The following is a 20,287-nucleotide window of genomic DNA, read 5'->3' as shown; positions in this document are numbered from 1 at the left end:
TCATTGGAAAAGTTTGTTATTAGAGGTGGTAAAAAATTGAGTGGCAGAGTTGCAGTAAGTGGTGCTAAAAATTCTTCATTAGCACTTATGCCAGCAACTTTACTTACTTCAGGCATTAGTAAAATTTATAATGTTCCTGAAGTAAATGATATATATACAATGATAAAATTGATGGAACACCTTGGAGCGAATATTAAATTCGAAAATAATACTGTTCAGATTGATACGACAAATATTATTTCTCAGGTTGCACCTTATGAACATGTTAAAAAAATGAGAGCTTCAATTTATGTTTTAGGTCCTTTGCTTTCACGTTTTGGTTATGCTAAAGTTTCTATGCCTGGTGGTTGTGCTTGGGGACCAAGACCAATTAATTTGCATTTAGAAGCAATGAAGAAATTAGGAGCTTCAATAGATATTGATGAAGGTTATGTTATTGCAAAAGCAAATAAATTAACAGGAGCTAAAATTCACTTTGATATTCCTTCAGTAGGAGCGACAGGAAATACTTTGATGGCTGCTGTCCTGGCAAAAGGTACAACAGTAATTTCAAATGCTGCTATAGAACCCGAGATAACTTTACTTGCAGAATATTTGCAATTGATGGGAGCAAGAATTTCTGGAATAGGTACTACAGTTATAGAAATTGAAGGTGTCGATGAATTAAAACCATCCGAAATATTTAATATCCCTGATAGAATTGAAGCAGGTACTTTATTACTGGCAGGAGCTATAACTCGCAGTAATATTGAATTAAGTAATGTTATAAAAGAACATCTGGAATCCGTGCTAATAAAAATTGAGGAAAGTGGAGCTAAGTTAAGTTATGATAATGGAATAATTAAAATAAATGCAGAAAATCTTAATATTAAAAATATTGATGTAACAACAGCTGTATTTCCTGGATTTCCTACAGATATGCAAGCACAATGGATTGCATATATGTCTTTAGCTGAAGGAACTTCAAAAGTAACAGACACAATTTATCCCGATAGATTTAACCATGTGCCGGAATTAAATAGATTGGGAGCAAATATTGAAGTGATAAATAATAGTGCTGTTGTAAAAGGAGTAAAAAAATTAAAGGGGGCAAAAGTTATGTCTACAGATTTAAGAGCAAGTGCTTCTCTTGTATTGGCAGGACTTGCTGCAGAAAATGTTACAGAAGTTCTTCGTATTTATCATCTCGATAGAGGTTATCAAAGAATTGAAGAAAAGCTCAAAGCTTTAGGAGCTGATATTGAAAGAGTTCCAACTGAAGAATATTAAAAACTATTCATTTAGTCTCCCTTTAATTTTAGTTATAATAATTTTCTTAATAAATGTATTTTTATCAAAATTACCACTCGTAAATTCACTGGATTATGAATTTGCTGCCCTTAATTCAATAATACTTTTTTTCTTTTCCGGATTATTAGTAATTCATTCACATTACAAAAATGAACCAGATAATTTTATTCAACTATTTAAAATCATTAGAAAATATCTTTATGCTTTTTCTTTATTACCTTTTATTATTGGTCTTATATCTCATTTATTATATTCATCATGTCCGATCAGTGAAAACTTACTCTTCTATATAATATTAACTTTACCATCAATTTTATTTGGCTTTACTACCGGGAGATTTATTGCAGTAATATTTGAGAAATATAAATACACAATCTTCATCATTTCATTTTTACTCATTCTTTTAGTACCTATTTTAGAATTCTATTTTAATCCACAACTCTATTTTTTTAATCCAGTATTCGGATTCTACTCTGGTACAATTTACGATGAAGAGTTAAGTATAAACAATTTACTTGTATCTTACAGATTGATCAATCTTCTGTTCTTTGCAGGATTAATATTTTTATCAGACTATCTATTTAATAAAAAGAAAATTGTAAAAGTAAGTTTCTTTGTTTTAGTTATTATTGTTTCTATATGCTTCATATTTTTAAAACCAGTATTAAATTATTCTACTTCTAAAGAATCATTAAAAAACGCATTAGGTAAATATTTACAAACAGAACACTCAGAAATTTATTATTCAAATAAAATTAAAGACGAAGATGCAATTAAATTAATGGCTTTACTTCATGATTATTATTATGAAACAGTAAAAAATGAATTGAAGATAAAAAGTAAATCTAAAATTATTTCGTTCATTTTTTATAATGAAGAAGAAAAGAAAAAATTATTTGGTTCTGCAAAAGCTGATGTAGCTAAACCATGGTTAAATCAAATTTATTTGAATTTTCAGACATATAAAGAAACATTGAAACACGAGATAACACATGTCTTATCTTCTGAATTTGGAGCAACAATTTTTAAGACCGATAAAAACATTAATCCAGCCATTATTGAAGGATTAGCAATGGCTATTGAAAATAATTTTGACAACTATCCAGTTCACTATTTAGCTAAACTTGCTAATTCTTCGGGATATAATATTAAAATTAATGAACTATTTAGTGGATTGAAGTTCTTCTTAAATTTTTCAAATGTTTCTTACACATACTCAGGTTCTTTTATAAAATACTTAATAGATACTTATGGAATTGAAAGTGTAAAGAAATTTTATAATAACTCTGATTTCACATTAGCTTTTAAAAAAAATATTAATGAATTGGAAAAAGAGTATTATGATTTTTTAGTGAATCTTAAAATAGATGAAAATAAATATAAGGCTCAATTGTACTTTGGTAGTAAACCTATATTTAAAAAAATATGTCCAAGATATGCGTCGAGAAATTTAAAGCGTGCTCGCAAATATTTTAACGAAGGTAGATTATTAGATTCAGAAAAGTTATATCAGAAAATTTATAATTATACTGAGAGCTATGAATCATTAATTGGTTTAATTAATAGTTTGATAAAACAAAATAAAATAAAAGATGCAGAAAATTTATTAAAGAAAGAGATAAATAAGTTTAGAAAAGATGCACATCTTTTTAATCTTGAGCTGATTCTGTCTGATATTTACTTCATGAACAAAAACTTTGAATCTGCTGTAAAATTGATTGATAGTTTACTAATTCAAAATTCTCATATTGAATTTGTTAATTATGCTCTGACGAGAAAAATAATAGTAGAGCAAGGTAGTGATGATTTAATAAATTTTCTCAGGATGAATAATAATGAAAAGTTTAATTACCTGATAAAATTAAATGAGAAAGAGATTTACTATTTTACTATACCAATTGTTTTAAAATTATGTAATGACAAAGCCAAGCTTAAATCATTTATTTATGAATTGAGTAACAAAATTAAAGTGTACGATATTATTTCAAGTTATGCAGCTTATAAATTATCTCAGAGTGCTATTGAAATTGGTGATTATATAACTGCTAAAAAATTGGCAATTAAATCATTGGACTATAAAGGTGATGATTATTTTTATGAAACACTTGTCGAAAATTTAAGATTGGTTAATTGGTTATATAATGTTTCAACACTATAATTAATAATAATTTAGAATTACTATGAAAATAATAGATGAATTAAATAAATACGATTTTATAAAAATAGCATCTGAAATAGCAAAAATTAGAAACGAAAAATTATATCTTGTTGGTGGATTTGTAAGAGATTTAATATTAAACAGAAAAAGAGAAGAATTTGATTTCTTGATTGTGGGGGATGGACCTGCCTTTGCAAAAGATTTTGCTAATAAACTTGGTATTTCAGATATAATTATTTATAAAAATTTTGGTACTGCTCATTTTAAGTATAAAGATTATTCATTAGAATTTGTTGGGGCAAGGAAAGAATCTTATAAAAAAAATAGTCGTAATCCTTTGGTTCAACCAGGAACACTTGATGATGATATCAATAGAAGAGATTTTACAATTAATACTCTTGCGATTTCCTTAAATGAGGATTCTTATGGAGAATTACTTGATAAATTTAATGGAATTAATGATATCAACAACAGAATTATAAAAACACCATTAGACCCGTTTACAACATTTGATGATGACCCTTTAAGAATCATGCGTGCATTCAGATTTGCTACACAACTTGATTTTAAGATTGAAGAAAATACTTTGCGTGCTGCAAGGGAAATGAAAGATCGACTTAAAATTGTAGCACAAGAAAGAATAACAGATGAATTCTTAAAAATATTAGCATCACCAAAACCTTCTATAGGATTAAAATTACTTTATGAAAATGAAATAATGAAAGTAATATTTCCAGAGATTCATAATCTTGGTGGAGTCGAACAAAGAAGTGATTATCATCATAAAGATGTTTTTTATCATACTTGTATGGTAGTTGATAATGTTGCAATAGTTAGTGATAATTTATGGCTTAGATTTGCGGCATTAGTTCATGATATTGCAAAACCATTGACTAAAAAGTTTGTAGAAGGTATAGGCTGGACTTTTCATGGTCACGAAGAATTAGGTGCAAGAATGATGAAGGGAATTTTTACTAAATTAAAATTACCTTTCAATAAATTGCCATATGTAGAAAAACTTATTCGTTTACACTTAAGACCAATGGCATTAGTTGATCAAAATGTAACTGATTCTGCTATAAGAAGATTAGCTGCTGCTGCTGGCGAAGATTTAGATGATTTAATAACATTATGTCGAGCAGATATTACAAGTAAAAATATTGTAAAAGTAAATCAATATCTGGAAAATTATAATATCGTAATGCAAAAAGTTCGTGATGTTCAGGAAAAAGATAGATTAAGAGCATTTCAATCACCTGTTAGAGGGGATGAAATTATGAGGGTATGCAACATTCCACCATCTAAAACAGTTGGCAAAATTAAAAAAGCAATTGAAGAAGCAATTCTCGATGGCAAAATTCAAAATAATTATGAAGAAGCTTTCGCATACTTCCTGAAAATTAAAGATAAATTTCTTCAAGAAAATAATTTATAATAAATGTTGAAATATTTTGTAACTTTTAAACTAATAATATCGTCTTAATAACCAGAAAAACAAAGTGCTTATTGTTAATGCACTAAAAGGAGTAGAAATGAAAAAAATAATTCTCTCTTTATTAATGTTTATTACTACATTATCAGCACAAAAAAAATTAACGCTGGAAGATGCAATATCGATTGCTCTTCAAAGAAATACTGCATTAAATAAAACAAAGAATAATTTATTAACAAATCAATCTCAATTAAAAAATGCTTATGGTGAATTACTTCCAACACTTAATGCACAGGCTCAATGGAACTGGCAAAGAGTAAATGATGTAGGTGGTACTCAAAGAGATTTTTTTGGTAATATTGTAACTATTCCACCATCTCAAACAGATAGTAGAAATTATTCAATTGGTTTTGGTGGAGGCATTACTCTTTTTGATGGTCTTGCAAATATTTCATATATAAATCAAAAAGAATATAGCTTAAAAGCAGCAGAACTTTATCTTGAAAAAGCAAAACAAAATGTTGTTTATCAAACAACTGACTATTATTATCAAGTATTGAATGCTCAGGAATTAAAAAGAGTTCGAGAAGATAATGTAAAATATTATCAAAAATTTTATGAAACAGTGCAAGAAAGAAATAGATTGGGTTCAGTAGCAAAAGCTGATGTTTATACAGCTCAGGTTCAGTTAGGGAATGCGGAACTTCTTTTAATTCAAGCACAAAATGCATATGAAACTACGCTTAGTAATTTGCTTAACTATCTGGGTTTAAATGTATTAGAAGAATATGAATTGGTCGATCCATTCGGAGGTCAAAGAGCTATCGATACAGATTCCTACATGAAAGATTTTGAAGATATCCAGACAATGGTTAGTGTAGCTCTGGATAATCGCTTTGATTTTAAGAGTCAGGAATTAACTGTAAATGCAGCTAAAAAGGGTTTAACAATTGCACGTTCAGGTTTATTACCATCTCTATCAGGAAGTTTTTCCTGGTCAACATCTGCCATTGATGTAGATAAACTTTTTAATCGTAAGATTTTTTATGTAGGGATGACTCTAAGTTTTCCATTATTCTCAAATTGGTCAACAGAAAATCAAATTCAACTTGCAAAAGTAAATTATTTGAATGCTCAAGAAGATTTACTTGCTCTTGAGAGACAAATTAAGATTGAAATTAAACAAGGCTATCTTGATCTACTGGCTGCTAAAAAAAGTTTAGATGTTGCTACTAAAAATGTTATAGCAGCAGAAGAAAATAGAAAAATAAATCAAGAAAGATATAATTTAGGTTCGGGCACTATTCTCGATGTTTTACAAGCAGATAGAGATTATACAGATGCACTCAGAAATAAGATTAATGCACTTTATGATTTTTATACAAAACGTGATAAGCTTAATAATTCACTCGGCAAACTTGAATACAAAAAATATGAATAAAATATTTTTGGGAGTTAAATAACATGGCTAATGGAAAAAAGAAATCAAAAAAGAAACTTTTTATTTTTGGTGGACTGGGATTATTAATAGTTGTTTTAATTCTACTTGTTGCATTCAGTGGCAATAAAGAAGAAATAATTTCTGTCCAGACAGAAAAAGTTTCAAGAAGAACAATTACGCAGGTAGTTACAGCTACTGGAAAAATAAATCCAGAATATCAGGTTAAAATTATTGCAGAAGCTACAGGTGAAATTGTTTATTTACCTATTCGTGAAGGAGATATGGTTAAAAAGGGACAATTATTATTGAGAATAAAACCTGATATTTATGAAGCTCAAAAAAATAGTGCCGAAGCACGTTTAGCTCAGGCAAAATCATCTCTTAATGCTACAAAAGCTTTACTCGAAAAAGTTGAATCTGAATATAAACGTGTTCAGGGCTTAGCACAAAAAGGTCTTGCAAGTGATGCAGATCTTGAAACAGCTAAATCAACTTATCTTCAAACACTTGGTAATTATGAATCTCAAAAATCAATTGTATCTCAAGCAGAAGCTGCTTTGAAAGAAGCTATTGAAACATTAAACAAAACTTATGTTTACTCACCAATAGATGGAACTATAAGTAAACTATCAGTTGAATTAGGTGAAAGAGTAATCGGTAGTGCTTTTACTGGAACTGAATTATTAACAGTTGCAGATTTAAGTAACATGGAAGCAACAGTCGATGTGGATGAGAATGATGTAGTTTTGGTTTCGATAGGAGATACAGCAAGAATACATATCGATGCTTTTGGTGATAAAGTTTTTAAAGGAATTGTTTCACAAATTGGCAATAGTGCTAAAACAACTGGACTTGGTACTCAAGAAGAAGTTGTTAATTTCGAAGTGAAAATAAAATTAATTGACTTAGACGATAAGATTAGACCTGGAATGTCCTGCGATGCAGAAATAGAAACCGAAACAAAACAGAATGTTCTGGCAGTTCCTATCCAGAGTGTAACTGCAAGATTAACAGAAAAACCCAACCCTTCTCAGAATGACGAAGATAATCCTGATAATTCAAAGAATGGTAAAAGAAATAAACCAAAAGAAGTAGTATTTGTTGTTGAAAATGGTAAAGCTAAAATGGTAGAAGTTAAGACTGGAATTAGTGATGATAATTACATAGAAATTATAGAAGGCTTGAAAGGTGATGAAGAAGTAATTAGTGGTCCTTATAGAGCAATATCAAGAGAACTGGAAAATGGTAAAAAAATAATGGTATCATCTGCTAAATCAAAATAAAAAATAAAAGTGGTAAAATTATGAATATCATAAATATCGAACATGTTGCAAAAATTTATCAGGTTGGAAGCGAAGAAGTTCATGCTCTCAGAGACATATCATTGAAAATTAACAAAGGCGAATATGTTGCAATTATGGGACCTTCTGGTTCTGGTAAATCTACCTTGATGAACATACTTGGCTGTCTTGATACACCAACTCATGGTCTTTATGAATTTAAAGGTGTTAATGTAAGTCAAATGAGTGATAATGAACTTGCAAAAATTAGAAATAAAGAAATTGGTTTTGTATTTCAAACTTTTAATTTGCTACCACGCTCAAATGCTCTTCACAATGTTGAGCTACCTTTGATATATGCTGGAGTGCCTGCATCTGAAAGAAAAGAAAGAGCAAGATTGGCTCTTGAACATGTTGGACTTGGTGATAGAATTTATCATAAGCCGAATGAACTATCTGGAGGTCAGCGTCAGCGTGTAGCAATTGCAAGAGCTCTTGTTACAAATCCTTCTATTATACTTGCAGATGAGCCAACAGGAAATCTCGATACAAAAACAGGCGAAGATATAATGGCTCTGTTTAATGAAATTTATGAGCAGGGTAATACAATCATTCTTGTTACTCACGAAGAATACATTGCAGAACATGCTGAACGAATAATTAGAATTCGTGATGGTTTGATTGAAAATGATGAAAAAGTTTTAAAGAGATATATCCCGCAAAAAAATGGAGCTTCAAAACTTTAGGATATAAAATGAAAACATTTTTATATGAATTGAAAGAAGGTCTGCTAATTTCTTTTAGAGCAATTAGAAGCAATAAAATTAGGTCAATATTGACAACACTTGGAATTGTTATTGGAATTACTTCTGTTGTTCTAATGTCGACAGCAATAAATGGAATCAATAATGCTTTTCAAACTGGGATGGCATCGCTTGGAACAGATAATCTTTATATCGATAAATGGGCATGGTTTGATAATGAAAAGCCATGGTGGGAATTGCGTAATAGAAAAAATATAACAATGAATGATTATGAGCAATTTAAAGAACTTGCAAAACTACCACTCGCTGTATCACCAGATACATGGACAGCTCAAAATGTGAAATATAAAAATATAACTGCAGAAGCTGTTATTGTAAGAGGAACTAATCATAATTACATTAAAACTTCTGATTTAAATTTTAGTGAAGGAAGATTTTTTAATGAACTCGAAAGTAATGGTGGAAGAAATTTAGCTGTACTTGGAAGTCAAATAGCAAAAAATTTATTTAAAAATACGAGTCCAATAGGGAAAGAAATTAAAATTAAAGGTCATAAGTTTATTGTTATTGGAGTTCTTGCTGAACAGGGTAGCTGGTTAATGGGTGAATTTAATCCAGATAAGCAAATATTTATCCCGATACAAAATATTTTCAAATACTTTGCTAATGAAAATAATAAAACTATTACCATTACAGTTAGAGCAAAAAATCATCAATTACTTGAACAAACTAAAGATGAAGCTGTTGGAATAATGAGAAAAATTCGTGGTCTAAAATATTATGAAGAAGATGATTTTTCTGTTAATCAACAAGAAGGTCTGATAAAAAATATTAATCAAACTGTTGGAGTTATTCAAATTGCAGGTTTGTTTATTACTGGTTTATCGTTATTTGTAGGTGCAGTTGGAATAATGAATATAATGTTTGTATCCGTAAAAGAAAGAACTAAAGAAATTGGTATAAGAAAAGCAATTGGAGCAAAAAGAAGAACTATCTTAAGCCAATTTATTACAGAAGCTGCAATTATTTGTTTGATTGGTGGTTTAATAGGTTTATTTCTGGCAATTCTTTTAAGCAAAATAGTTAATCAGTTTTTACCTACTTCAGTTCAGATTGAAACAATTATACTTGCTATAACAATTTCACTTATAACTGGAGTGGTCTCTGGATTTGCACCTGCATATACTGCAGCTAAATTAGATCCTGTAGAAGCATTGAGGTATGAATAATGGAAATCTTAGAAATTATTAAAGTTGCTTTTAATTCTCTTAAAGCTAACAAGTTAAGATCATTTCTAACGATAGTTGGAATTGTTGTTGGAATATTTTCAATTATAGCTATTAGTACTATAATTGCTATGTTGCAAACAAGCATAGAAGAAGGAACATCGGTGCTTGGCCAAAATACATTTCAAATCCAGAAATGGCCTGCTGTACAAACAGGTGGACCTGGTTCTGGAATTAAATATCGTAATCGCCCAGATATTACTTTAGAACAATTTTATAGACTGAAAGAAAAACTTTCTAAAGCAAAATATATTGCAGCTGAATATTGGAACTATGGTAAGTTATTAAAAGCGGGTAATATAGAAACAAATCCTAATGTTGGTTTAGCAGGTGTTACTGCAGATGCTTTCCCGAATAATCAATGGTTTGTTGAAGAGGGTAGAGCAATTAATGACCGTGACGTTCAAAGATATGAACCAGTTATTGTACTTGGTGCTGATATAGTAAAAAAACTTTTTCCTAATGATAATCCTATAGATCAAAAAGTTACATTAGATGGTCATAAATTTAAAGTAATAGGAGTTCTTGAATCACAGGGAAGTTTTTTTGGACAAAGTCGTGATAATTTTGCTGTTATTCCAATTACAACATTTCAATCACTTTATGGTAAAAGAGGAAGTAGTATAAACATAACTGTAATGGCACATAATAGAGAATCATATAATGAATTAATTGAAGAAGCCGAAGGTTATTTTAGAGCAATTCGTAAAATTCCACCAGGAAAAGAAAATGATTTTGATATCTGGTCAAACGAACAATTGCTTACAAGTATAAATAAAATTACAGCTGGTGTACGTATTGGCTCAATTGTAGTTGCTGCTATAGCATTACTTGCTGCTGGTGTTGGTATTATGAATATAATGCTTGTCTCTGTTACAGAAAGAACTAAAGAAATTGGAATTAGAAAAGCTATTGGAGCAAAAAAAATAAATATTCTTGTTCAATTTATAATTGAAGCTATAACTCTCTCTTTAATTGGAGGAATAATAGGAATAATCTTAGGAATTATTGCTGGTAATATTGCTGGTTCATTCTTAAATGCTGCTGCAGTAATTCCAATTGATTGGGTTATTATTGGTGTATTACTTTGTATACTAATTGGAGTAAGTTTCGGAACTTATCCAGCCTACAAAGCTGCTAATCTCGATCCAATTGAATCACTTAGATATGAATGATATAATTTGTGTTTTAAATTATGTAACACTTTTTTTATTAATCTGAATCTATAAAGTACATTTTAAAAACCTTCCTTAATCTATTCAATTAAGTATCCTTAAAAAGTCTATTTAAATTATTGTTTTTATATATCAACTGAAAAATTTATATTGAGGTAATCATAATCATTATATAATGAAAAAATACTTTATTGAACTAAGGGAAATTTTTTCTATAGCATTTCAGGCAATAAGAGCAAATACATTACGCTCAGTACTTACAACGCTTGGAATTATAATTGGCATAGTTGCTGTCACTACAATGTCGACTGCAATTGTTGGTTTAAGAGAAGCTTTTATGAATTCAATTTCTTCTTTAGGTAGTGATGTTTTATATGTCGATAAATTTCCATGGTTTGCTATGGATAGATGGGAACAATTTAGAAATAGAAAAGACATTACTCTTGAACAATATGAAAAATTAAAAGCAGTACTCAAAAATTATGAAGCAATGGCTCCCACAAAAAGAACTTTTTCTGCTTCTGTTAAAAGAAAAGATCGCTCAGTTCAAGCTGCACTTGTTATAGGCACAACCGAAGAATATCAAAGAACAAGTCAATTGGTACTTGATGAAGGTAGATTTTTAAATGAACTGGAAGTAAAATCTGGAAGAAGAGTTTGTATAATTGGTAAGGACATCCAAAAGGAACTCTTTCCATCAGAAAATCCAATTAATAAAGAAATAAGAATTAATAATGTTCCAATAAGAGTAATTGGTATACTCGAGAAACAGGGAAGTGGTTTTTTAGGAGCATTTAGTATGGATGGACAAATTATTATTCCACTTAAAACTTTTGAATCGATTATTGGAGAAGCACGTAATAGAATGAGAATTGATATTAAAGTTGGTGATGTTACCAAACTTGAAGATGCTAAAGAAGAAATAAGAGCTGCTATGAGAATCATCAGAAAAGTTCCACCAGATAAACCTGATGATTTTGCAATTAATCAGCAGGAAGCTTTTAAACAGATGTACGATCAGACAATTGGAGTGATAGCTCTTGCAGGTATTGTAATTACTGCTTTATCTCTGTTTGTTGGTGCAATTGGAATTATGAATATCATGTTTGTTTCTGTTACAGAAAGAACAAAAGAAATTGGAATTAGAAAAGCTGTGGGTGCAAAAACCTGGTCAATACTTTTACAATTTCTTGTAGAAGCTGCTATAATTTGTATGATTGGTGGAACTATTGGTTTAATGATTTCTTATCCCTTAAGTTTGATTATAAATCAATTTTTACCAACTTCTTTGCCCCTGAGTATTGTAATTTTATCATTATTAATTTCTGGTTTTGTTGGTATAGTATCTGGGTTTATTCCAGCATGGAAAGCTTCAAGATTAGATCCAGTTGAATCATTGAGGTATGAATAATGCAGATAATTGAAAGTATTAAATTAGCATATTATTCAATAATAGGAAGTAAACTTCGCTCAATTCTTACATTGTTAGGTATAGCAGTAGGATTGTTTTCTATAATTATTGTAATGACAGCAATAAGTGCGATTCAGAAAAATATTGAGGATGTTTTTAATTCAGTCGGTACAAATAATTTTATAATTCAAAAATATCCAGCATTTCAGGCTGGTGGTCCGCATGCAAGAAGACAATATCGCAATCGAAAAGATTTAACTGTTGAAGAAGGTGAAAAATTACGCCAAATGACTCAACTTCCCGTAGCTGTTGGTATTGGATTGAATATAAGTGGTAAAGCTGTAAAATTTATTAATGAAAAAACAAATCCTGATGTAATTATTGCTGGTACCAATGCGGATTATTTTGTTGCTCTTGATATGAAAATTGCTGAAGGAAGAATTTATTCAAAAGCAGATGATGAATTGGTTCGACCAGTTGCTGTCCTGGGTGCTGATGTAGCAGAAAAATTATTTAAGAACATTAATCCAATTGGTCAAATAATTAAAATAGATAATTACAAATTTCAGGTGATTGGTGTATTTGCAAAAAGAGGTTCTGTACTCGGTAGATCTCAGGATGGTTTTGTTTGTATTCCTTTGAAAGTATTTCAAAAATATTTTGGTGAAGAACGAAGTGCATTCTTTTTAATAATGGCAAAAAACAAAGAATTACTTGAAGAAACTAAAGATGAAGTAATTGGGGCTTTAAGAAAAATTAGAAGAGTTGATGCATCACAGGAAAATGATTTTGAAATTGTAACAAATGATCAATTAATTGAACAGTTTAACGATCTTACAAAATATTTTAAACTTGGCGCAGGAGTAATTGCATTTATTGCCTTGATTGCCGCTGGTATTGGTATAATGAATATTATGCTTGTAAGTGTTACAGAAAGAACAAGAGAAATTGGGATTAGAAAAGCTGTTGGCGCTAAAAGAAAAACAATCCTTACTCAATTTGTTATTGAAGCTACTGCATTAAGCTGGATTGGTGGATTAATAGGAATAATTTTAGGATTAATTGGTGGTAATATAGTTGCTTTACAACTCGGCGTTCCAGTCTTCATTCCAGTTGAATGGATTGCAATTGGTTTATTTGTAACAACCTTTGTTGGAGTTGTATTTGGAGTCTATCCAGCAGTAAAAGCAGCTAATTTAGATCCAATAGAAGCCCTTCGTTATGAATGAATTTTTGAAAAGATTAACTTTGTTAATTTATATTAGGAAGAACTTATTATTGGCTTATTTGATAAACCATATAAACTAAAACGTTGTTCAGGATAATTAATTCGATTAACAAAAGAGCTTCGAATAAAATTAATTTAGGTAAATAATTAGAGGTAAAATAGATTTATATATACAGGATAAAATAAGAATTCCTTTGAGACGATATAATTATTCAGTTGTTATTCTATTTTTTTATTTACTTATAGATAATTATGCACAGACTGTTACTATAAAAGATACTTTCTTAGTTAATCAAAATAATCATTATAAAATATCTTCACTCAACATAATCCCTTTCAGCGAAAAAGTTTATGTCAATAAAAAATTAATTGACAGAAATTTCTATCAAATATCTTACGAAACAGGTGTTTTCTCTCTAAAAGATCCGAAGCTTAATCTATTGGATACAATTATAATATCATATAAAAGTTTACTGATTAACCTGAAGAAGGAATATAAAATTAGAAATCTTGTTACTGTTTTTGATAGTTTATCTAAAGATTCTGTTAGAGTTTCGAGACCTATGAGAAATATATTATCCACAGAATCAATTTTTGGTAAGAATATACAGAAGAATGGAGCAATAATTCGTGGCTTTACAATTGGTACAAATCAAGATTTAAAATTAAATAGTGGATTAAAACTGCAAATGAGCGGAAAACTATCTGATGATATTGAAATTATTGCTGCTTTAAGTGACGAAAATACACCAATTCAACCAGAAGGGAATACAGAGACTCTTCAAGAATTAGATAAAGTATTTATAGAATTACATCATAAAAATGCTACTGGTACTTTTGGCGATTTCGATTTAATAGAAAAACAATCTGAATTTATACAGCTTTCAAAAAAATTACAGGGACTAAAAGGTGAATTTAATTACAAAAAAAGTAAGAGTGCATTTGTTATTGCAAATTCAAGAGGCAAATTTAATACGATGCAATTTTATGGAAAAGATGGCAATCAAGGTCCATATCGATTATACGGTATTAATAATGAAAGAGCTATAATCATTATTGCTGGGAGCGAAAAAGTTTACTTAAATGGTGAATTGATGAAACGAGGTGAAAATAATGATTATATAATTGATTATTCAAATGCTGAAATTACTTTTACTCCACGCAGGATAATTACTTCTTTTACAAGAATATCAATTGATTTTGAATATACAGATCAAAACTATTCGAGAAATTTTTTTGGAGCATCATTATCATCTCAAATTGTTAATGATAAAATTAATTTGGCGATTAATTACTTTCGTGAGGGAGATAATGAAACTAATCCAGTAGCACTTACTTTAAGTGATGATGATATTAATATACTTAAAAATTCTGGTGACAATCGAAATTCAGCTATTCGTTCAGGTGTTACACTTGCCAAACAGGATTCAACAGGCAAAGTAAATGGTTATTATACCAGAATAGATACTGTAATTAATTCTCAAAACTTTTCTTATTACATTTATTTGCCAGGTAAAGAAAGTTCAATTTATAATGTTACTTTTAGTTATGTGGGAAATGGGAAAGGTGATTATGTGAAAGAAAGTATCGGGAATTATAAGTTTGTTGGAATTGGTAAAGGAGATTACTTACCTGTAATTTTTCTTCCATTACCAGAATTAAAACAAATTGGAAATATCTCTTTAAGTGCTGAAATAATAAACGGTTTTAAAATTAGCACTGAATTTTCTGGAAGCAGCTGGGATAAAAATAGATTTTCAAGTATTGATGATAATGATAATCTTAGTTATGCAAGAAACTTCCTTTTTGAAATTGAGCCTAAAAATATAAAAGTAGGGAAATTATCCTTAGGTAAAATTGGATTTAGTTTTAAAGATAGATACATTCAAAATAAATACACTTCTCTTGATAGAATTAATCCTGTTGAATTTAATCGATATTATAACTTGCCTGAATCTTCAAGTGAAAATCAATTGTTGCGAGAAATTGGATTTGTAATATTACCTTTGAAGCAGATGTCAATTAATTCTAATTATGGATTTTTGAAATATGGAGATAATTTTATTTCTGATAGATACTTTAACGAAATAAAATTGAGTGATAATACAAAGTATAATTTTAATTATAAACTTGATTATGTCAAATCAAAAGAATCAGGAAATTCTACTTTATGGAATCGTCAGAGTTCTACGAATTATTATTCTTTTGGAAATATTACACCTGGCTTAGAATTTTTATACGAAAATAAAGAAATAAAATTCAATGATAGCCTTCTTATAAATAGCTATAAATATGGAGAACTCATTCCATCTTTAGGATTTAGCACTTCCTATTTTGATATAAAGTATAGCTATTCATATCGTGAAGAATTTTTCCCATTAAATAATTATTTGAAAAAACAATCTACTGCAAATTTATCTCAGATTAATATAGAATTTAAGAAGCTCAAAGAATTTTCTACTACATTTAATTTTACTTTTAGAAAAAAATATTATACAGATGAATTTATTAAACTGGGATATTCAAATAGCGAAACTATTTTACTTTTATCACAAAGCAGATTTAACTTATTACAAAATTTTTTTTATGGCGATTTTTATTATCAGGCTGCAACAGAACAAACAGCCAGACAGGAAAAAGTATTCTTAAAGGTTTCTAAAGGTAGTGGAAATTATATTTATCTTGGCGATTTAAATAACAATGGTATACCAGAAGAAAATGAATTTGAACCAACATCCTATGATGGAGAATATATTTTAGTTACAGTACCAACTGAACAACTATTTCCTGTAATTGATTTAAAATCTTATTTGCGATGGACAATTGAGTTTGATAAAATAATTAAGAATGAAAATTCATTTTATTCTTTTTTAAAAAATATTTCTACAGAAACATTCTATCGTATCGAAGAGAACAACAAAACAAATCAAATATGGGATATTTACTTAATGCGGTTATCAAAATTTTTAGATGATTCAACAACGATTAGAGGCTCTCAATTATTTCAGCAGGATTTGAATATTCTTAAATATAATTCAAAGTTATCTTTTCGTTTAAGATTTTTACAAAGAAAAAGTCTCAATCAATTTAGTGGTGGTCTGGAAAGAGGATTTTTCAAAGAAAGAAGCATACGAATTAGATTTCGTCCATTCAAAGAAATAAATAATCAAACAGATTATGTTAATCAGATTGATAATTTAATTTCTAACACTTATTCTAACAGAAGAAGAAAAATTACTCGAAATGAATTGTCAACAGATTTTTCATATAGACCAATAAACATAATTGAAGCTGGTCTTAAAATCATAATTAGCAGAAGCAAAGACGAATATCCAGAAACTCCATCGTTAATTGATGTTAATTCAATATTATTTCGGATAAATTACTCGATTAAAAACTTTGGAAGAATTAGATTTGAAGCAGAAAGAACAGAAATGATTTCTAATTCAAGAACAAGTGAAATTCCATTTGAAATTACAAAAGGAAATGTAATTGGAAAAAATTATTTTTTGAGAGCCTTTTTCGATTACAGGATTGGTAGTAATGTTCAAACTTCATTAACTTATGATGCAAGATTATTAGGTAAAAATAAAATGATTCACACAATGCGTGCAGAAGCAAGAGCATTTTTTTAATATGAAAATAAAATCAAGCTTGGTTGAAGTACATATAATTAGAAAAATAAAAGACGACATCGAGTTTTTGCTACTTAAACGTTCTAAAGAAGTTGAATATCCTGATTTATGGCAGATGGTAACTGGAAGCATCGAAAAAGGAGAAGAATTTTTTCAAACTGCATTGCGAGAGCTGAATGAAGAGACAGGTTTAAAGCCTATTAAATTATGGCTTGTACCTAATATCAATTCATATTACGAAGAAGAAAAAAAAGAATTAAATCTTATACATGTTTTTGTTGCATTAGTTAATAAAAATAATCAGGTAAAAATTTCTAACGAACATACAGAGTTTATGTGGGTCGATAAAAAAACTGCGAAACAATTAGTAGCGTGGGATGGTCAGCGTAAATCCATGAATCTCATTTATGATTTTTTTATTAATAAGAAAAATGAAGACAAATTTCTTGAGATAAAATTTTAATAATGAATAAAAATAGTTTTTTAATTCTGTATATTAGATTTATGAAATAATATTTAATTGGGTAGAAAATGGGATTACTTATAGTTGGTTCAATAGGTTTTGATGATATTGAAACTCCTTTTGACAAAATCGAAAATGCACTTGGTGGTTCAATTACTTACATCTCACTTGCTGCAAGTTATTTTACTGGTCCAGTTAGTGTTGTAGGTGTTGTAGGAGAAGATTTTGATCATAAACATATTGAAATGCTGGAAAATCATAATATAGATCTTGAAGGCTTACAAATTATTAAAGGAGAAAAAACATTCAGGTATGGTTGTCGATATCATTATGATTTGAATGTGCGTGATTCATTATTTACTCATTTAAATGTATTTGAACATTTTAATCCAATAATTCCAGAAAAGAAAAAGAAATATCCATTTATTGTTTTAGGGAATATTTCTCCACAATTGCAATTGAATGTACTTGATCAACTTGAAAATCCTAAGTTTGTAGTTTGTGATACCATGAATTACTGGATAGATGGTGCAAGAGAAGAATTATTGAAAGTATTAAAACGAGTTGACGTTTTAATTATAAACGATTCAGAAGCAAGACTACTATCGAAAGAACCAAACTTGATAAAAGCTGCAAAAATTATTTCTGCAATGGGTCCAAAATATTTGATTATAAAAAAAGGGGAACATGGTGCATTACTCTTTGGAGAAGAAATGATTTTTTCTGCTCCTGCCTATCCAATGGAAAATATTTATGATCCAACAGGAGCTGGTGATGCTTTTGCAGGAGGCTTTACAGGTTATCTTCATAAAACTCGTGATCTATCGTTCGATAATCTGAAACGTGCAGTTATTTATGGTAGCATTATGGCATCATTCTGTGTCGAAAAATTTAGTACTAAAGGATTAGAAGATTTGAGTTATCTTGAAATACAAAATAGATTTTATGAGTTTAGAGAATTATCAAACTTTTCATAAATATGAATATCCCGCGTGCTTTAGAATTTAAAGACGATAAACTTATAATTCTTAATCAAACAAAACTACCTTTAATTGAAGAATACATTATTACCGATGATTATGAAAGAATTGCTCTTGCAATTGAAAGATTGGAAGTAAGAGGTGCTCCTGCAATTGGAATTGCTGCTGCGTATGCATTAGCTCTGTCAATTAAAAATATTGATGATAACATTGAAGAAACTTTTATAAAAGCTTATAATAGACTTTATTCAACTCGTCCAACTGCTGTAAATTTATTTTATGGATTAAATGAAATAAAAAAAGTTTTTGAAAATCATAAAAGTGAAAAGAACTTATATTCTCTTTTGATAAAAAGGGGAGAAGAGATACATAATGATGATATAAAGATGTGTGATGACATAGCAAAGAATGGTCTAAAAGTTTTTAAGAAAAAATCGAGAGTGTTAACTCATTGTAATACTGGAGCTCTTGCAACTGGAGGTAATGGAACAGCATTAAATGTAATAAGATTAGCTTATGAAAAAGGTTTAGTTGAATTTGTTCATGTTGATGAAACACGTCCTTTACTTCAGGGTTCAAGACTTACAGCATGGGAATTAAATAAAATGGGAATTCCATTTTCCATTAACACAGATTCAACTGCTGCTTTCTTGATGAAGGAAGGCAAAGTTGATCTTGTTATTGTTGGTGCAGATAGAATTGCCTTGAATGGTGATACTGCTAATAAGATAGGAACTTATAATCTTGCAGTACTTTGTCATTATCATAATATACCATTTTACATTGCAGCACCATCATCAACAATTGATAAAAATTGTGTAAATGGTTCATATATTAAGATTGAAATGAGAAACAAGAATGAAATAACTCATATTAACAATTATCAAATAACATTGCAGGAATTTGATGCATATTGTCCAGCTTTTGATATTACTCCAGCTGAACTTATAACTGGTATAATAACAGAAAAAGAATTATATCTTCCACCATATAACTTTAACAATGTCTGAAATAATAAAAACGAGAGCAATTGTTTTAAGAAAATTAGATTATGGTGATACAAGTAAGATTGCTCAATTTTATACAGAAGATTTTGGTAAAATATCTGCAATAATAAAAGGGGGGCGCACACCTAAATCAAAAATAGGTTTAATTGTTGACACATTTAATCTTCTTCAGATTATAATTTATCGAAAAGAAACTCGTGATGTTCAAATTATTAGTGATGCAGAATTACTTCAATATTATTCTAATATTAAGGAAGATTTTGAAAGATTAAAATATGCTTCTGCAGTCATTGAATTATTATTAAATTTAACAATTGAAAATGATCATAATCAAAGATTATTCAATGGAACTGAAAGGATTCTGGAATTATTAAATACACCTGATAAAAATCCTAAATTTTACTTTGCAAAATATTTCCTTTTCTTTATTAAAGAAATAGGTTACGAATTTCCAGTAAATCGTTGTTCACTTTGCAAAAAAGAATTGATTAATGGGATGCAGGTTTATTATAACTATGATAATGGAATTTTATGTAGTGAATGCAGTAAAGATAGACTGATTCATTTTGAATTTACAAAGGAACTTTTCAAATTACTAAAATGTCTAAACACCAAAATTAATAATATTCAATACACAGAAGATGACTTAAACAAAATAATCCAGTTACTCGAAAAATTTATAAAATATCATATTCAAGAATTCAAAGGATTAAAATCATTAGAATTAAGTTAAGAGG

General features: G+C 29.0%; 15 protein-coding genes. All 15 read left to right on the top strand.

Annotated elements, in window-relative coordinates:
• Window positions 1–3 precede the first annotated feature (3 nt).
• The 15 genes from murA to recO all read left to right on the top strand — a co-directional run bounded on the left by murA (window position 4) and on the right by recO (window position 20,283).
• Window positions 4–1,269, top strand: a complete 1,266-nt coding sequence (murA, locus tag VJY38_RS10280; protein ID WP_353680607.1) for a UDP-N-acetylglucosamine 1-carboxyvinyltransferase — start codon at window positions 4–6, stop codon at window positions 1,267–1,269.
• Window positions 1,241–3,448, top strand: coding sequence for a hypothetical protein (locus VJY38_RS10275; RefSeq protein WP_353680606.1), 2,208 nt, complete (start codon window positions 1,241–1,243; stop codon window positions 3,446–3,448). The genes murA and VJY38_RS10275 overlap by 29 nt, the downstream gene beginning before the upstream one ends.
• Window positions 3,449–3,470: 22 nt before the next feature.
• Window positions 3,471–4,883 (top strand): CCA tRNA nucleotidyltransferase, encoded by a 1,413-nt coding sequence (locus tag VJY38_RS10270; RefSeq protein ID WP_353680605.1) that lies wholly within the window; start codon window positions 3,471–3,473, stop codon window positions 4,881–4,883.
• A gap of 97 nt (window positions 4,884–4,980) precedes the next feature.
• Window positions 4,981–6,321, top strand: coding sequence for a TolC family protein (locus tag VJY38_RS10265; protein ID WP_353680604.1), 1,341 nt, complete (start codon window positions 4,981–4,983; stop codon window positions 6,319–6,321).
• 23 nt (window positions 6,322–6,344) lie between these two features.
• Complete coding sequence (locus VJY38_RS10260; protein ID WP_353680603.1) at window positions 6,345–7,604, top strand: efflux RND transporter periplasmic adaptor subunit; 1,260 nt, start codon at window positions 6,345–6,347, stop codon at window positions 7,602–7,604.
• Between the two features lie 20 nt (window positions 7,605–7,624).
• Window positions 7,625–8,347, top strand: a complete 723-nt coding sequence (locus tag VJY38_RS10255; RefSeq protein WP_353680602.1) for an ABC transporter ATP-binding protein — start codon at window positions 7,625–7,627, stop codon at window positions 8,345–8,347.
• Between the two features lie 8 nt (window positions 8,348–8,355).
• Complete coding sequence (locus VJY38_RS10250; protein WP_353680601.1) at window positions 8,356–9,594, top strand: ABC transporter permease; 1,239 nt, start codon at window positions 8,356–8,358, stop codon at window positions 9,592–9,594.
• Window positions 9,594–10,826: an ABC transporter permease gene (locus VJY38_RS10245; RefSeq protein WP_353680600.1), complete on the top strand. Its 1,233-nt coding sequence runs from the start codon at window positions 9,594–9,596 to the stop codon at window positions 10,824–10,826. Before VJY38_RS10250 ends, VJY38_RS10245 begins: the two co-directional genes overlap by 1 nt.
• A gap of 175 nt (window positions 10,827–11,001) precedes the next feature.
• On the top strand, window positions 11,002–12,237 hold the full coding sequence (locus VJY38_RS10240) for an ABC transporter permease (RefSeq protein ID WP_353680599.1): 1,236 nt from the start codon (window positions 11,002–11,004) through the stop codon (window positions 12,235–12,237).
• A complete protein-coding gene (locus tag VJY38_RS10235; protein ID WP_353680598.1) occupies window positions 12,237–13,466 on the top strand; it encodes an ABC transporter permease in 1,230 nt (409 codons plus the stop codon). The genes VJY38_RS10240 and VJY38_RS10235 overlap by 1 nt, the downstream gene beginning before the upstream one ends.
• Window positions 13,467–13,659: 193 nt before the next feature.
• Window positions 13,660–17,100: a DUF8818 domain-containing protein gene (locus VJY38_RS10230; RefSeq protein WP_353680597.1), complete on the top strand. Its 3,441-nt coding sequence runs from the start codon at window positions 13,660–13,662 to the stop codon at window positions 17,098–17,100.
• A 1-nt stretch (window position 17,101) separates the two neighbouring features.
• Window positions 17,102–17,563: an NUDIX hydrolase gene (locus VJY38_RS10225; protein WP_353680596.1), complete on the top strand. Its 462-nt coding sequence runs from the start codon at window positions 17,102–17,104 to the stop codon at window positions 17,561–17,563.
• Between the two features lie 68 nt (window positions 17,564–17,631).
• On the top strand, window positions 17,632–18,540 hold the full coding sequence (locus VJY38_RS10220) for a PfkB family carbohydrate kinase (RefSeq protein WP_353680595.1): 909 nt from the start codon (window positions 17,632–17,634) through the stop codon (window positions 18,538–18,540).
• A gap of 2 nt (window positions 18,541–18,542) precedes the next feature.
• On the top strand, window positions 18,543–19,553 hold the full coding sequence (mtnA, locus tag VJY38_RS10215; RefSeq protein WP_353680594.1) for an S-methyl-5-thioribose-1-phosphate isomerase: 1,011 nt from the start codon (window positions 18,543–18,545) through the stop codon (window positions 19,551–19,553).
• Window positions 19,546–20,283, top strand: coding sequence for a DNA repair protein RecO (gene recO / locus VJY38_RS10210; protein WP_353680593.1), 738 nt, complete (start codon window positions 19,546–19,548; stop codon window positions 20,281–20,283). The genes mtnA and recO overlap by 8 nt, the downstream gene beginning before the upstream one ends.
• Window positions 20,284–20,287: the final 4 nt, after the last annotated feature.

Source organism: Rosettibacter firmus (genome assembly GCF_036860695.1).
In the GTDB taxonomy this organism is placed as follows: domain Bacteria; phylum Bacteroidota; class Ignavibacteria; order Ignavibacteriales; family Melioribacteraceae; genus Rosettibacter; species Rosettibacter firmus.
Note: the sequence above shows the minus strand (reverse complement) of the source record. Positions and strands in the feature narration are given on the sequence as shown.